The following is a 15,685-nucleotide window of genomic DNA, read 5'->3' as shown; positions in this document are numbered from 1 at the left end:
ACCTTTCCCGGTTGGAACACGGATTGCCTGATTTGTTTGAAGGACAAACGGCTGTCAGAAACGGCTAATTATGACACAATTTGACCTGTTTGAATATACAGTATTGGAATGCATTTTCTGATTGGCTGTGTAACAATGTGGAGTTGCGAGAGAACTCTGGAACGTGCTACGCAACTATCAAAGTGCAGCATGGAAATGGTACACTCGCGCGTTTACACTATTAAGAAACGTATTCAGGAGACACGAACATGGCCAGCAGAGGCGTAAACAAGGTGATTCTCGTCGGTAATCTGGGCCAGGACCCGGAAGTACGCTACATGCCGAGTGGTGGCGCAGTTGCCAACATTACGCTGGCTACTTCCGAATCCTGGCGTGATAAAGCGACCGGTGAGATGAAAGAGCAGACCGAATGGCACCGCGTAGTGCTGTTTGGCAAACTGGCCGAAGTGGCCGGTGAGTATCTGCGTAAAGGTTCTCAGGTCTATATCGAAGGCCAGCTGCGTACCCGCAAATGGACCGATCAGGCCGGCGCTGAGAAGTACACCACAGAAGTCGTGGTCAACGTGGGCGGTACCATGCAGATGCTGGGTGGCCGTCAGGGCGGTGGCGCACCGGCAGGTGGCGGTCAGAGCCAGCAGCAGGGCGGTTGGGGTCAGCCTCAGCAGCCGCAGGGCGGCAACCAGTTCAGCGGCGGCGCACAGTCTCGTCCGCAGCAGCAGTCTGCTCCGGCGCCGTCTAACGAACCGCCAATGGATTTCGACGACGACATTCCGTTCTGATTTCCGCGTGCTGAAAACAAAAAACCCAGACTATCGTCTGGGTTTTTTTATTCCGGAAGGGATCAGGTAATCACCATCGGCCAGTCTGGCGGCGTATGGCTCATTGCCTCAACCATCACCACTTTAATGTTTTCCCAGACGGCAGCGATATCCAGCAGGGTGATGCCAAGCAGACCCGTTGCAAACCAGCAGGCCGCACCCAGCCCCAGCAGGGTGCTGATGACAGCAAGACCTGCATAGTCAGATTTACGAAACTGAATATTCAGCGTGCTGGCTAGAAACATCAGTACCGCACTCAACAAAGGCCAGCGCAGGAGAACCATGCTGGTAGTAATGGTTGCCATAAAACCCATCCTCTATAAAACAGACGAACTGAATGAAACGGTGTTTCTCGTTACAAAATATGTGTGAACTATATCACATTTGTTGATTTATTCGCCAGTGTCTGTGCGATCAAAAAAGAGGATTTTATTCTTCAGAAAAGGCGATTGCGCGGGCTGGTTCTGCCTTCGGCGCACGAGGAGGCGGAGCCACAGCTTGCCGAAAATGCCCTTCGGGCAAGTGGGGATAGCGCAAATTCGGTTTTTATAAGAGGGGCGTTATTCTCCGCCAATACTCAAAATATTGTGGTGTAGGCTGACTATTTATAAATCAACGAACACAATGCCTCAGAGCAAATAGCATAAAATGTCCTGATGAAGTTGTACTTTTTTCATGCTGTCAGACGTTTGGCTTAATCAACGATTGTCTGTTGTGTTATCTTCCCGTCTGCCTGACGGGCTGGATAATTATTTTCCTTAATTGAAACGGAACGAATACTTACAGTTTAACTTACGGGAAAATATTATCGGCATAACGAAATTTAAGATTTTTAATACTAAAAGTCAGTTGCTAACTTCGCATGATTCATGCAACGTAATCACCTGTTTAACAAAGCATCCGGCCTTAAGTACTACAGGCGTACAACATGCAGGGATATAGGGCGGGAAATGAATCGTAGCGCGCGGCGCAAAATGCTCAGGGTGGTAGGGATCATCATGGTAGTTATGCTGCCGGTGATGCTTGCGCTATGGTTTGCCCAACTGCGTGCCGTGTCTGAAACAAGCGCCCAGCTACGCACATTTGCTGAACTGGCTTTAGACAAAACAGAGCTGGTTATTCAACAGGTTGAGCTTGCCAGGGACGAGGCGGTAAAATATCAGGGCGAGCTTTGCACGCCGGGACACCGTCAATATATGCTGAACGTTGTTCGTGGTCGCCTGTTTGTCGCCGATTTAATTTACGCTGAAGGTCAGAATTTTCTTTGTTCGACCGTTTTTACACCGGATCACCCCTACGCCATTCCTGTCGCTAATTACACGCGCAAACCTGACGTCGCTATCTATTATTATCGCGATACCCCATTTTATACTGGCTATAAAATGACATATATGCAGCGCGGAAATTATGTGGTGGTCGTCAATCCGCTTTCATACAGCGAAGTCATGTCCGCGGATCATTCTCTCTCCTGGGGTGTGTACGACACGGTAACCAATGCTTTCTTTTCCGTCAGCCAGAAAGCCAATGTTTCTTTATTAAATTCGATGATTCGGGATAAGGAATCGGTATTTCAAAAAGATAACCGCTTTTATACGATCGTAACATCTCCCAAAAGACCGATTGCGGCCATTGTCTCGACATCAAATAAACGCTTTTATGAAACGCTTTATCACCAGGCGACGTTGACGCTACCGCTGGGCATGATCTGCAGCATTATTATTTTGCTGGTATGGTCGCGTACCCATCGTGAGCTCAATTCGCCGGGGCGCTTACTGCACCGGGCGCTGAACAAACGACAGCTTTGCGTTCACTATCAGCCGATTATTGATATTAAGAATAACCAGTGCGTGGGCGCGGAGGCGCTGTTACGCTGGCCTGGCTTTAACGGGCAGGTAATGAGCCCGGCTGAGTTTATCCCGCTGGCGGAAAATGAGGGAATGAGCGAGCGGATTACGGACTATGTCGTTGAGGAGGTGTTCAACGATCTGGGCCATTTCCTGGCCGAGCATCCGCATCTCTATATTTCGATTAACCTGTCGGCCACGGATTTCCACTCTTCGCGGCTGATCGCCATGATTTCCGACAAGGCCCGCCACTACGCCGTCCGTGCGCAGCAAATCAAAATAGAAGTGACGGAACGCGGTTTTATCGATGTGCTAAAAACCACCCCGGTGATTCAGGCTTTCCGTCAGGCGGGTTATGAAGTCGCGATCGATGATTTCGGTACCGGCTACTCGAACCTGCACAACCTCTACTCGCTGAACGTGGATATTCTGAAAATCGATAAATCGTTTATCGATACCTTAACGACCAACAGTACCAGCCACCTGATCGCCGAGCATATTATCGAGATGGCGCAAAGCCTGCGGCTGAAAACCATTGCGGAAGGGGTAGAGACGGCAGAGCAGGTGAGCTGGCTGTTGAAGCGCGGCGTCCAGTTTTGTCAGGGATGGCACTTCGCGAAAGCGATGCCGCCCCAGGAATTTATGACCTGGCAGCAGCAGCCTTTGCACTGAGGGTGATTAATTCAACTGGTGGCGATAGTCGCTCGGCGTGCGGTCAAACTCGCGGCGAAACACGCGGGAAAAGGTTTGTTGCGACACATAGCCAAGGTCCATCGCGATATCAAAAATGGGCCGCTGCGTTGAGCGTAGCGCCTGCGCCGCCAGCAGCAGTCTGCGCTGGCGAATGTACTCACCCAGCGTCTGATGCATGACCGTGCGGAACATTCTCTGTAAATACCATTTCGAATAGCCCGACTTTTTAGCGACCACATCAATGTTCAACGGTTGGTCGATATGTTCATCAATCCATTCAATAAGCGTCTGAATAATCTGCTGATGCGACATAAGGTTGCCCCTCTGTAGATACAACTATCTCGGTTAATTCGTCGTTTTCTCTGCGGGTGAGTATAATTCCTCAAGTTAACTTGAGGTAAAGAGGTTTTATGGAAAAGAGATTGCCGCGAATTAAAGCGCTGTTAACCCCCGGTGAAGTGGCGAAGCGAAGCGGCGTTGCGGTATCCGCGCTCCACTTCTATGAAAGCAAAGGGTTAATTAAAAGCATCCGCAACGGGGGCAACCAGCGTCGCTATACCCGCGACGTGCTCCGCTACGTGGCGATTATCAAAATTGCGCAACGAATCGGAATTCCCCTGGCCACGATCGGCGAGGCGTTTGGCGTGCTGCCGGAAGGGCATACGCTTAGCCCGAAAGAGTGGAAAGAGCTGTCGTCCCAGTGGCGTGAAGAGCTGGACAGGCGTATTCATACGCTGGTCGCGCTGCGTGACGAGCTGGATGGCTGCATCGGCTGCGGCTGCCTGTCGCGTAGCGATTGTCCGTTGCGTAACCCCGGCGACAGGCTGGGCGAGCAGGGGACGGGGGCGCGGTTGCTGGAAGAGGAATGAGATTGTGCGGCCGGCAAAAAGCATAATAAAGAACTAAAGCGCCACATAAGGGCGCTTTAGTTTTTCCCGGTCTTTGTCTTTCACTCTATCCCGCTGGTTCACGGGAGGGTTTCCCCCGACATCAGCACCCCTCAGTGTCGAGCTGGTTGGGGAGGTTCCGGATTGTGCTGACACTTTAATTCTATGCAAGACCCGTTTTTTCGCCAGCCTCACCGACCGTTTTTTAGACGAATTTTTTTCGCGGTGTTGTTCAATTTTCTATAGTTAAAAAGTATGAATAACAGGAGAAAGCCATGCTCACGGTACACCACCTTAACCAGTCGCGCTCGCACCGCGCGATCTGGGCGCTGGAAGAACTCGGCCTGCCTTATGAGATCGTCCACTACCAGCGCGAAAAGAACATGCTGGCGCCGGAGGCTCTCAAAAAGGTGCATCCGTTGGGCAAATCGCCGGTCATCGAAGATAACGGGCTGATCCTTGCGGAGTCTGGCGCCATTCTGGAATATCTGCAGGAAACATACGATGCCGGGTCGCGCCTTAAGCCTTTAGATCCGGCGCATAAGGTGCAATACCGCTTCTGGCTGCATTACGCCGAAGGATCGCTGATGCCGCTGCTGCTAATGAAGCTGGTCTTCAACAGCCTCGGCAAGCCGCCGGTGCCGTTTGGTATCAGAACCCTGGGCAAAGCGCTGGGGCAGGGGGTGCAGAAAGCGTATCTCAACCGTCAACTGGAAACCCATGCGCGCTTTATTGAGTCACATCTTGCCGAAAACAGCTGGTTTGCCGGGGATTCGCTCAGCATGGCCGATATCCAGATGAGCTTCCCGATCTTTGCGCTGCTGGCGCGCGGCGGTATCGCTAATCTGCCGCATATTCAGGCGTGGAAGACAAAAGTTGAGAACACCCCAGGCTGGCAAAGAACCCTGGAACAGGGGGGACCGTTATCTATCCCGGGCGAGGACTGAAATGTAAACAAATTGCGCATAGACGATAACGTTTGCGCATCCTCTGTTTATTTCTTCAGCGTCATAAGGGAATTTTAGCGAAAAACGATAAAGTTCAGTTGAAAAGGGCGGGGATTACGCTAGATAATCGTTTGCCTTAATTTGACCACCCGTTTGTAAGCGCGGAGCTAAACGTTTGCTTTTTTTGTGACGCCCTTTCGTCACAAACGCAACACAAGGATTTGACGTTCAGCTGGCAGTGGCGTCTCCACCTCGCTTACGGACTTCCTAAAAAACTCTCAGGGGATGTTTTCTATGTCTACGCCATCTGCGCGTACTGGCGGTTCACTTGACGCCATGTTTAAAATTTCGGCCCGCGGCAGCACCGTGCGCCAGGAAATTGTTGCCGGTTTGACAACGTTTCTGGCGATGGTTTATTCCGTCATCGTTGTGCCGGGCATGCTGGGCAAAGCAGGCTTCCCGCCAGCGGCTGTCTTTGTGGCGACCTGTCTTGTGGCCGGCGTGGGCTCCATCGTGATGGGTCTGTGGGCGAACCTGCCGCTGGCGATTGGTTGCGCCATCTCTCTGACCGCGTTTACCGCGTTCAGCCTGGTGCTGGGTCAGCACATCAGCGTACCGGTTGCGCTGGGTGCCGTGTTCCTGATGGGTGTGCTGTTTACCGTGATTTCAGCGACCGGCATCCGTAGCTGGATTTTGCGCAACCTGCCGCAGGGCGTGGCGCACGGTACCGGCATCGGTATCGGCCTGTTCCTGTTGCTGATCGCCGCCAACGGCGTCGGTCTGGTCATAAAGAACCCGCTGGACGGTCTGCCGGTAGCTCTGGGCCACTTCGCCAGCTTCCCGGTGATCATGTCGCTGATCGGTCTGGCGGTGATTATCGGTCTGGAAAAACTGAAGGTGCCTGGCGGCATTCTGCTGACCATTATCGGCGTTTCTATTGTCGGCCTGATTTTCGATCCAACCGTACACTTCTCCGGTATCTTCGCCATGCCGTCGCTGAGCGATGACAAAGGCAACTCCCTGATTGGCAGCCTGGATATCGTTGGCGCGCTGAACCCGGTGATCCTGCCAAGCGTGCTGGCGCTGGTCATGACCGCCGTGTTTGACGCGACCGGTACCATTCGTGCGGTGGCCGGTCAGGCGAACCTGCTGGATAAAGACGGTCAGATTATTGACGGCGGCAAAGCGCTGACTACCGACTCCCTGAGCAGCGTCTTCTCTGGTCTGGTGGGCGCGGCGCCTGCGGCGGTCTACATCGAGTCCGCAGCGGGTACGGCGGCAGGCGGTAAAACCGGCCTGACGGCGATCACCGTCGGCGTGCTGTTCATGCTGATCCTGTTCCTCTCTCCGCTCTCCTATCTGGTTCCGGCGTATGCGACCGCGCCAGCGCTGATGTACGTTGGCCTGCTGATGCTGAGCAACGTGGCGAAAATCGACTTTGCGGACTTCGTGGACGCGATGTCTGGCCTGATTACCGCGGTCTTTATCGTCCTGACCTGTAACATCGTGACCGGCATTATGATCGGCTTCGCGTCGCTGGTGATTGGTCGTCTGGTCTCCGGTGAATGGCGCAAGCTGAACGTCGGCACCGTGATTATCGCCGTTGCGCTGGTAGCGTTCTACGCGGGCGGCTGGGCAATCTAAGTTGTCCATTGATGCGAAAACGGGTGGCTCAGGCCGCCCGTTTTTATTTTCAGGACTCATCCTGTTGCCTTTTGCGTTACTCTGGAGAAGATAGAATAAAAGGCACGACGCCTTCCGGAGTACATAAGCAACACAGCAAACAGGGAACGCATGGAAATCTTCTTCACAATACTCATCATGACCCTTGTGGTCTCGCTATCCGGGGTGGTTACACGCGTACTGCCCTTTCAGGTCCCCCTGCCATTAATGCAAATTGCCATCGGCGCGCTGCTGGCGTGGCCGACGTTTGGCCTGCACGTGGAATTTGACCCCGAACTGTTCCTCGTGCTGTTTATTCCGCCGCTGCTGTTTGCCGATGGCTGGAAAACGCCCACCCGCGAATTCCTTGAGCACGGGCGCGAGATCTTCGGCCTGGCGCTGGCGCTGGTGGTGGTCACCGTCGTCGGGATTGGTTTTCTGATCTACTGGGCGGTACCGGGTATTCCATTAATACCGGCTTTTGCGCTGGCCGCCGTGCTGTCGCCAACCGATGCCGTGGCGTTGTCCGGCATTGTGGGTGAAGGCCGTATTCCGAAGAAAATCATGGGGATTTTACAGGGTGAGGCGCTGATGAACGACGCCTCCGGCCTGGTCGCCCTGAAGTTTGCCGTGGCCGTTGCGATGGGCACGATGGTCTTTACCATCGGCGGCGCAACCCTGGAATTCTTCAAGGTGGCGATTGGCGGTATTCTGGCGGGCTTCGTGGTGAGCTGGCTGTACGGCCGCTCATTGCGCTTCCTCAGCCGCTGGGGCGGCGATGAACCCGCAACGCAGATCGTACTGCTGTTTCTGCTGCCGTTTGCCTCTTATCTGATTGCCGAACATATCGGCGTGTCGGGCATTCTGGCTGCGGTTGCGGCAGGGATGACCATCACCCGTTCCGGCGTAATGCGCCGCGCGCCGCTGGCCATGCGTCTGCGTGCCAACAGCACCTGGGCCATGCTGGAATTTGTCTTTAACGGCATGGTGTTCCTGCTGTTGGGCCTGCAGCTGCCGGGCATTATGGAATCCTCGCTGGTGGCGGCGGAGGCCGATCCGAACGTTGAGGTCTGGATGCTGTTTACCGACATCGTGCTGATCTACATGGCGCTGATGCTGGTGCGTTTCGGCTGGCTGTGGACGATGAAAAACTTCAGCGTACGTTTCCTGAAGAAAAAGCCGATGGAGTTCGGCTCGTGGACAACGCGTGAGCTGCTGATCGCCTCTTTTGCGGGCGTACGCGGGGCGATCACCCTTGCCGGTGTGCTCTCCATTCCGCTGCTGCTGCCCACGGGCGACGTCTTCCCGGCGCGCTACGAGCTGGTCTTCCTGGCGGCGGGCGTGATTCTGTTCTCCCTGTTTGTCGGCGTGATTATGCTGCCGATTTTACTCCAGCATATTGATGCCGGTGATTCGACCCAGCAGCATAAAGAGGAGCGTATTGCCCGGGCGGCCACCGCCGAAGTGGCAATTGTCGCGATTCAGAAAATGGAAGAGCGTCTGGCCGCGGATGCGGAAGAGAACATCGACAATCAGCTGCTGACGGAAGTCAGTTCCCGCGTGATTGGTAACCTGCGCCGCCGCGCGGACGGGCGTAACGATGTGGAAAGCTCGCTGCAGGAGGAAAACCTGGAGCGCCGGTTCCGCCTGGCGGCGCTGCGCTCAGAGCGCGCCGAGCTGTACCATCTGCGCGCCACGCGCCAGATCAGCAACGAAACGCTGCAAAAGCTGCTGCACGATCTGGACCTGCTGGAAGCGCTGTTGATAGAGAATCAGTAGCGCTGTTTTTGCCCGGTGGCGTTGCGCTTACCGGGCCTGCGTGCTCGATCGGTTCCCTCTCCTTGTGGGCTGAGGGTTTCCCACAAAATAATGCCTGCACGGACGACCCCCTCTCCCTTGAGGGAGAGGGCTGGGGTGAGGGGGAACATACGGCTGTGGAGGTCATTCCGTTCACTTTATGTTCCTTGCTACTCTGTAACGACATGACCGGTGAACGTGCCAGGGTGGCTCAATCGCCACCACCCTGGCGACCCGGGCTCCCGGCGGTAAATCGCCGCTTCGCGGTGCCCTCAGCTTATTCCTTCAGGCTATCGGGTCGGGCATGAGCCTGCATCCCTGCAGGCCACGCCCTCTCGGCGCATCCCTGCGCCTCGCCCCGGCCTTACGGAAACGCTTCGGCGATTTACAGCCGGACCAGGGTGTCGCTGTAAGTCATTAATTTTGCAAAGAAGCGTTCATCGCTTCAGGTAAAAAATTACTGGGGATTCCTCAGCCCTGTGGGAGAGGGTTAGGGTGAGGGCACCCAAAACCCCTCACAACACTGCAGCCACGCCTGCGCGCTCTGCGATAAATACACCCCTTCACGCCAGATCATCCCCAGCTGCCAGTGCAGGTCGCTCTCCAGCGGGATCCAGCGCAGCGTGTTTTTATCCAGCCGCTCGCAAATTGGCTGCGGCAGAATGGCAATCCCCACGCCGGCCTGCACCATCGCCGCCAGGAAATCCCACTGTCCGCTGCGCACCGCTATGCGCGGCTTAACGTTATGCTGGTTAAACAGCGTCATTAGCTGGCGGCTGAGGGCGAAGTCTTCGTTGTAGATCAGCAGAGGGTGCTCGCCGAGCAGTTCAGGTCTCACCGAGTCCAACTTCAGCCAGTCGCCGGAGCGGGGAACCAGCACGCACAGCGGGTGGCTAAAGAGCGGAAGCGTCGCCAGACTGCTCTCTTCCTCAACGGGAAGGGCGGTCATTGCCACGTCGAGCTCGCCGTTGGTGACGGCCTGCTGGACGGTTAACCCACCAAACTCCGAAATCTTCAGCTCAACGCCGGGATAACGCTGGCGAAACAGGCTAATCGGCCCGGCCATCATCATCCCCACCATGGGCGGAATGCCGAGGCGAAGCACTCCTTTCTTCAGATGATTGATATCGCCCAGCTCTGCTTCCAGCTGGCGAAACTCCGCCAGAATCGCCAGCCCGCGTTCGAATACCACGCGTCCGGTGTCGGTCAGCAGCAGCTTGCGCCCGTCGCGGATCAGCAGGGTACAGTTCAGTTCATCTTCGAGGTTTTTCAGCATCTTGCTGATGGTGGGCTGGGTAACAAACAACTTCTCCGCTGCGCGGGTAAAACTTTGCTGACGAACCACTTCGACAAAATAGCGCAGCGTTCTTATGTCCATGATTATTCCTCGAAACTATACCTTTGATGATTTTAATTCATTTCAGTCCATACCGTGCGCTCTCTATACTGGCGCCTCGTCTCATTTTTGAGGAAAACCCCCATGGCCGTGGCGTTAAGCCGTGTTACGCCTGCCGTTGTGCAACGACTCCAGGTCCCGGTGCAGGTACTGCTCTACGCGGGACTGTTTGTTTTCGCGGAATATCTTGTCGGCTGGCTGCATCTGCCGCTGCCCGCCAATCTTGTCGGGATGCTGCTAATGCTGACGCTTATTCTGTGCCGCGTGATCCCCCTTAACTGGGTGCGCGCCGGGGCGCGCTGGCTGCTGGCGGAGATGCTGCTGTTCTTTGTTCCGGCGGTGGTGGCGGTGGTGAACTATGCGCAGCTGCTGATGGTGGACGGCTGGCGAATCTTTGCGGTTATCGCGCTGAGTACGCTGATGGTGCTGGGCGCAACCGCCTGGGTGGTGGATAAAGTGTATCGCTTTGAAATCAGCAGGCACAAACATGACTAATTTTCAGATCAGCGTCCTGTGCCTGATTGCGACGCTGGCGATCTACTTTGCCAACAAGCGGCTGTATCGCCGCTTTCACGCCCTGCCGCTGATGCCGCTGGTCTTCACGCCGATCCTGCTGGTGTTGATGCTGGTCTTCGGCCACATCTCCTGGCAAAACTACATTGGCGAATCCCACTGGCTGCTGTGGCTGCTCGGCCCGGCGACCATCGCTTTTGCCGTCCCCGTTTACGACAACCTGGCGATTATCAAACGCCACTGGATGTCGCTCAGCGCGGGCGTCATCACCGCCACGGTGGTGGCGGTGTGCAGCTCCGTCTGGCTGGCGCGGCTGTTTACGCTGCCCGATGAAATTCAGCGCAGCCTGGCGGTGCGTTCGGTAACCACGCCGTTTGCGCTGGCGGCCGCTAAACCGCTCGGCGGGCAGCCGGATCTGGTGGCGCTGTTTGTGGTGGTGACGGGCGTCTTTGGGATGGCCGTCGGCGATATGCTCTTTCTGCGGCTTTCTATCCGGGAAGGGATGGCGAAAGGCGCGGGGTTTGGCGCGGCGTCGCACGGGGCGGGCACGGCACGTTCGTATGAGCTGGGGCAGCAGGAGGGCGTTGTCGCAAGCCTGGTAATGATGCTCTCAGGCGTAGTGATGGTGCTGATTGCGCCGCTGGTGGCGTGGGTGATGTTTTAAGCTCCCCGGCCAGAATGACCGGGGAGAAAGGCTTAGTGCGCGCGGCCCTGCTCAACGCCCAGGCCGGTTTGTGAGCGGATAAACTGGGCGCGGAATTTCTCACGCTCCAGATTACCCTCCGGCGAATTGTCGGTGGCCGAGAAGAACCAGATGCCGATAAACGCCACGGCGATCGAGAACAGCGCCGGGTATTCATACGGGAAGATAGCGCTTGCGTGACCGAGGATCTGCACCCAGATGGTCGGGCCCAGAATCATCAGGATCACCGCCGTCAGCAGCCCCAGCCAGCCGCCAATCATCGCGCCGCGCGTGGTCAGCTTCGACCAGTACATGGAGAGCAGGATGATCGGGAAGTTACAGCTTGCCGCAATCGAGAAGGCCAGCCCCACCATAAACGCGATGTTCTGCTTCTCAAACAGAATGCCTAACAGAATCGCCACGATGCCCAGCACCAGCACGGTGATTTTCGAGACCTTCAGCTCGTCGCGCTCGCTCGCGCCTTTGCGGATAACGTTGGCGTAGAGGTCATGCGACACCGCAGACGCGCCGGCGAGCGTCAGCCCAGCAACTACCGCAAGAATGGTGGCGAAGGCCACGGCGGAGATAAAGCCGAGGAACAGGTTACCGCCCACCGCGTCCGCCAGGTGCACCGCCGCCATGTTGTTACCGCCAATCAGCGCGCCCGCCGCGTCTTTAAACGCCGGGTTCGCCCCCACCAGCATGATCGCGCCAAAGCCGATGATAAAGGTCAGGATATAGAAGTAACCCATGAAACCGGTGGCGTAGAAGACGCTCTTGCGCGCTTCACGCGCATCGCTCACGGTGAAGAAGCGCATCAGGATATGCGGCAGGCCCGCGGTACCGAACATCAGGCCGAGACCAAGCGAGAGCGCAGATATCGGGTCTTTCACCAGCCCGCCCGGGCTCATGATCGCTTCCCCTTTCGGGTGGACCGCCATCGCTTCGGTGAACAGGTTATTGAAGCTGAATCCGACGTGCTTCATCACCATAAAGGCCATAAAGCTGGCGCCGAACAGCAGCAGGACGGCTTTGATGATCTGCACCCAGGTGGTTGCCAGCATGCCGCCGAACAGGACGTACATCACCATCAGCACGCCAACCAGCACCACCGCGACGTGGTAGTTCAGGCCGAACAGCAGTTCGATCAATTTACCCGCACCGACCATCTGCGCAATCAGGTACAGCGCCACCACCACCAGCGAACCGCAGGCGGAGAGGGTGCGAATCGGCCCCTGCTTCAGGCGATAGGAGGCCACGTCAGCGAAGGTATAGCGGCCCAGGTTACGCAGGCGTTCGGCAATCAGGAACAGGATGATCGGCCAGCCGACGAGGAAGCCGAGGGAATAAATCAGGCCGTCATAGCCGGAGGTGTACACCAGCGCGGAGATCCCGAGGAAAGAGGCGGCGGACATAAAGTCACCCGCAATTGCCAGCCCGTTCTGGAAGCCGGTAATGTTGCCGCCAGCGGTGTAGTAATCGTTACGGGAGCGCACGCGTTTCGACGCCCAGTAGGTGATGTACAGCGTCAGCAGGACGAAAATCAGGAACATCACAATGGCCTGCCAGTTGGTTGGCTGGCGCTGGACCTCGCCGGTAATGGCATCCGCCGCGTGGGCGGCAAAGGGAAGCGTGGCGGCGAGCGCCGTCAGAACTCTCTTCATGATGCTTTTACCTCTTGCAGTACCGCTTTATTAAGTCGATCGAACTCACCGTTCGCGCGCCAGACGTAGACGCCGGTCAGCAGGAATGAAATCACAATCACGCCAATGCCAATCGGAATACCTCGCGTCACGCTGGTCCCCTCGTGCAGCGGGGTGCCCAGCCAGTGCGGGGCAAAGGCGATCAGCAGAATAAAGCCGACGTAGATAACCAGCATGATGATGGAAAGGATGAAGGCAAACCGTTGCCGCTTATCGACGAGCTCCCTGTAGTGCGCACTATTCTCTATCTGCTGACAAATATCGTTATTCATCACAGAGTCTCCAAAGGTAAGGTAGGTTTGTTTTTAGTCCCCTCTCCCTTTTGGGGAGAGGGTTAGGGTGAGGGGAGGAAGGTGCGGTCTGATGCCCTCACCCCAGCCCTCTCCCACAGGGAGAGGGAGAAAACACTAGGAAGGCATCGCGATGGCCTGCTTCTCTTCGAGCAGTTTTTCCACCACGCCAGGATCCGCGAGCGTTGAGGTATCACCGAGGTTGCTGGTGTCTCCAGCCGCGATTTTGCGCAAGATACGACGCATAATTTTGCCGGAACGGGTTTTCGGCAGCGAGTCGGTCCAGTGCAGCACGTCCGGCGTCGCCAGCGGGCCAATCTCTTTACGCACCCAGTTGCGCACCTCAGCGTAGAGCTCAGGCGACGGTTCTTCACCGTGGTTCAGAGTGACATAGGCGTAAATCGCCTGGCCTTTGATGTTATGCGGAATGCCCACAACTGCCGCTTCGGCAATCTTCGGATGCGACACCAGCGCCGATTCAATCTCAGCGGTGCCCAGACGGTGGCCGGAGACGTTCAGCACGTCGTCCACGCGCCCGGTTATCCAGTAATAGCCATCTTCGTCACGACGCGCGCCGTCGCCGCTGAAGTACATGTTTTTAAAGGTCGAGAAGTAGGTCTGCTCGAAGCGATCGTGATCGCCGAACAGGGTACGCGCCTGACCCGGCCAGGAATCTGTGATCACCAGGTTGCCTTCGGTGGCGCCTTCCAGCGGGTTGCCTTCGTTATCCACCAGCGCAGGCTGCACGCCGAAGAACGGACGGGTTGCGGAACCGGCCTTCAGCTGCGTGGCGCCCGGCATCGGAGTGATCATGAAGCCGCCGGTTTCGGTCTGCCACCAGGTGTCCATCACCGGGCATTTTTCGTTGCCGATTTTCTTCCAGTACCACTCCCAGGCTTCCGGGTTGATTGGCTCACCCACGGAACCGAGGATGCGCAATGAAGATCGGTCAGTGCCTTCGATGGCTTTATCGCCTTCCGCCATCAGTGCGCGGATCGCCGTTGGCGCGGTGTAGAGAATGTTGACCTGGTGTTTGTCGACCACCTGACACATACGCGCCGGGGTCGGCCAGTTTGGTACGCCCTCAAACATCAGCGTTGTTGCGCCACAGGCCAGCGGGCCGTACAGCAGATAGCTGTGTCCGGTAACCCAGCCCACGTCGGCGGTACACCAGTAGATGTCGCCCGGATGGTAGTCGAAGACGTATTTGAAGGTGGTGGCCGCATAGACCAGATAGCCGCCGGTGGTGTGCAGGACGCCTTTCGGCTTACCGGTGGAGCCGGAGGTGTAAAGAATGAACAGCGGATCTTCGGCGTTCATCTCTTCCGGCTGATGCTGGTCGCTCGCGTTCTCAATCAGGTCGCTCCACCACAGGTCGCGCCCCTCGGTCCAGTCGATTTTGCCGCCGGTACGCTTAAGGACGATGACGTTACTGACCGTTTTGACATTCGGGTTTTTCAGCGCTTCGTCGACGTTTTTCTTCAGTGGGATACCGCGTCCGGCGCGCACGCCTTCATCGGCGGTGATCACCAGTTTTGAACTGGAATCGACAATACGGCCCGCTACCGCCTCCGGCGAGAACCCGCCGAAAATGACCGAGTGGATCGCGCCGATACGCGCGCAGGCCAGCATGGCCACCGCAGCTTCCGGCACCATCGGCATATAAATAGCGACTACATCGCCTTTTTTAATGCCCTTTTCCAGCAGGACGTTGGCGAAGCGGCACACGTCGCGGTGCAGCTCTTTGTAGGTAATGTGTTTGCTTTGCGAGGCATCATCGCCTTCCCAGATGATGGCCGTCTCGTTCCCGCGCTCGGCGAGGTGACGATCGAGGCAGTTCGCCGCCAGGTTCAGGGTGCCATCTTCATACCATTTAATGGAGACATTGCCGGGCGCAAAGGAGGTGTTCTTCACCTTCTGATAAGGTTTGATCCAGTCAAGGATATGGCCCTGCTCACCCCAGAAGGTGTCCGGGGCGGTGATAGATTGCTGATATTTCTCGTGGTACTGCTCCGGGGTGATCAGGCAACGGTCCGCAATATTTGCGGGAATGTCGTGTTTATGTATTTGGCTCATGGCTTTTTTTCTCCTTGTAAGATGTTAATAATATGTCGCAAAAACGTTAATTGTAGGGGCTTTACAAGCTTTGTTTATTATTTGGGCTACAGATCACGCATTGTTTGAAGAGTATGAAAATTGAGCGAATGAAACTTTGAAGGAAAATAATTGATGCTGACGATTATTCACATTTATGTTTAAAAAAAGCGTTTTTATAACAAAAGGTTATTTATCAGAATTAGAACAAACTCCCGTCATCGTCGCTTTTGTGAGTGAAACGCGTCGTTCTTTAAGGCTTGCGCAACAGGTCGCGCAAATGATACTCATACGCCGCGTTAAAAAATCCCATAAACCAACGCAACACAATTCATACCCTTTCAGTATGTCTCCCTGTT

General features: G+C 55.9%; 14 protein-coding genes. 8 read left to right on the top strand and 6 right to left on the bottom strand.

Features of this window, described 5'->3' with window-relative positions:
* Positions 1 to 248: 248 nt before the first annotated feature.
* Entirely contained in the window at positions 249 to 779 is a 531-nt protein-coding gene (gene ssb1, locus ACWKXN_RS18365) for a single-stranded DNA-binding protein SSB1 (protein WP_029740211.1), read from the top strand.
* A gap of 62 nt (positions 780 to 841) precedes the next feature.
* Here ssb1 and ACWKXN_RS18360 read toward each other — a convergent pair whose 3' ends face one another.
* Positions 842 to 1,123, bottom strand: coding sequence for a YjcB family protein (locus ACWKXN_RS18360; RefSeq protein ID WP_008503385.1), 282 nt, complete (start codon positions 1,121 to 1,123; stop codon positions 842 to 844).
* A gap of 645 nt (positions 1,124 to 1,768) precedes the next feature.
* Between ACWKXN_RS18360 and ACWKXN_RS18355 the strand changes: the two genes are divergently transcribed.
* Complete coding sequence (locus ACWKXN_RS18355) at positions 1,769 to 3,334, top strand: EAL domain-containing protein (protein WP_454544121.1); 1,566 nt, start codon at positions 1,769 to 1,771, stop codon at positions 3,332 to 3,334.
* A gap of 6 nt (positions 3,335 to 3,340) precedes the next feature.
* Here ACWKXN_RS18355 and soxS read toward each other — a convergent pair whose 3' ends face one another.
* Positions 3,341 to 3,667, bottom strand: coding sequence for a superoxide response transcriptional regulator SoxS (soxS, locus tag ACWKXN_RS18350; protein ID WP_013095071.1), 327 nt, complete (start codon positions 3,665 to 3,667; stop codon positions 3,341 to 3,343).
* 98 nt (positions 3,668 to 3,765) lie between these two features.
* Between soxS and soxR the strand changes: the two genes are divergently transcribed.
* The 4 genes from soxR to ACWKXN_RS18330 all read left to right on the top strand — a co-directional run bounded on the left by soxR (position 3,766) and on the right by ACWKXN_RS18330 (position 8,630).
* Positions 3,766 to 4,224, top strand: a complete 459-nt coding sequence (gene soxR, locus ACWKXN_RS18345) for a redox-sensitive transcriptional activator SoxR (RefSeq protein WP_014882155.1) — start codon at positions 3,766 to 3,768, stop codon at positions 4,222 to 4,224.
* Positions 4,225 to 4,517: 293 nt separating this feature from the next.
* Positions 4,518 to 5,189, top strand: coding sequence for a glutathione S-transferase family protein (locus tag ACWKXN_RS18340; protein WP_454544120.1), 672 nt, complete (start codon positions 4,518 to 4,520; stop codon positions 5,187 to 5,189).
* Between the two features lie 294 nt (positions 5,190 to 5,483).
* Complete coding sequence (ghxP, locus tag ACWKXN_RS18335; RefSeq protein WP_023310059.1) at positions 5,484 to 6,833, top strand: guanine/hypoxanthine transporter GhxP; 1,350 nt, start codon at positions 5,484 to 5,486, stop codon at positions 6,831 to 6,833.
* A gap of 150 nt (positions 6,834 to 6,983) precedes the next feature.
* Positions 6,984 to 8,630: a Na+/H+ antiporter gene (locus tag ACWKXN_RS18330; RefSeq protein WP_033144417.1), complete on the top strand. Its 1,647-nt coding sequence runs from the start codon at positions 6,984 to 6,986 to the stop codon at positions 8,628 to 8,630.
* Between the two features lie 508 nt (positions 8,631 to 9,138).
* On the opposite strand, the gene ACWKXN_RS18325 is transcribed toward ACWKXN_RS18330, so the two are convergent.
* On the bottom strand, positions 9,139 to 10,026 hold the full coding sequence (locus tag ACWKXN_RS18325) for a LysR family transcriptional regulator (RefSeq protein WP_454544119.1): 888 nt from the start codon (positions 10,024 to 10,026) through the stop codon (positions 9,139 to 9,141).
* Positions 10,027 to 10,128: 102 nt separating this feature from the next.
* Between ACWKXN_RS18325 and ACWKXN_RS18320 the strand changes: the two genes are divergently transcribed.
* On the top strand, positions 10,129 to 10,539 hold the full coding sequence (locus ACWKXN_RS18320; protein ID WP_021242769.1) for a CidA/LrgA family protein: 411 nt from the start codon (positions 10,129 to 10,131) through the stop codon (positions 10,537 to 10,539).
* Positions 10,532 to 11,221: an LrgB family protein gene (locus ACWKXN_RS18315; RefSeq protein ID WP_023310063.1), complete on the top strand. Its 690-nt coding sequence runs from the start codon at positions 10,532 to 10,534 to the stop codon at positions 11,219 to 11,221. The genes ACWKXN_RS18320 and ACWKXN_RS18315 overlap by 8 nt, the downstream gene beginning before the upstream one ends.
* A 32-nt stretch (positions 11,222 to 11,253) precedes the next feature.
* Here the strand turns inward: ACWKXN_RS18315 and actP are convergent, their stop codons facing one another.
* The 3 genes from actP to acs form a co-directional block, all read right to left on the bottom strand.
* Positions 11,254 to 12,903 (bottom strand): cation/acetate symporter ActP, encoded by a 1,650-nt coding sequence (gene actP, locus ACWKXN_RS18310; RefSeq protein WP_454544118.1) that lies wholly within the window; start codon positions 12,901 to 12,903, stop codon positions 11,254 to 11,256.
* Positions 12,900 to 13,214 (bottom strand): DUF485 domain-containing protein, encoded by a 315-nt coding sequence (locus tag ACWKXN_RS18305; RefSeq protein WP_023310065.1) that lies wholly within the window; start codon positions 13,212 to 13,214, stop codon positions 12,900 to 12,902. Before ACWKXN_RS18305 ends, actP begins: the two co-directional genes overlap by 4 nt.
* Positions 13,215 to 13,349: 135 nt before the next feature.
* The gene (gene acs / locus ACWKXN_RS18300; RefSeq protein ID WP_048976116.1) at positions 13,350 to 15,308 is read right to left on the bottom strand and encodes an acetate--CoA ligase; all 1,959 of its coding nucleotides are present in this window, start codon (positions 15,306 to 15,308) and stop codon (positions 13,350 to 13,352) included.
* Between the last annotated feature and the right edge of the window lie 377 nt (positions 15,309 to 15,685).

The organism is Enterobacter sp. UPMP2060, from assembly GCF_053709655.1.
Note: the sequence above shows the minus strand (reverse complement) of the source record. Positions and strands in the feature narration are given on the sequence as shown.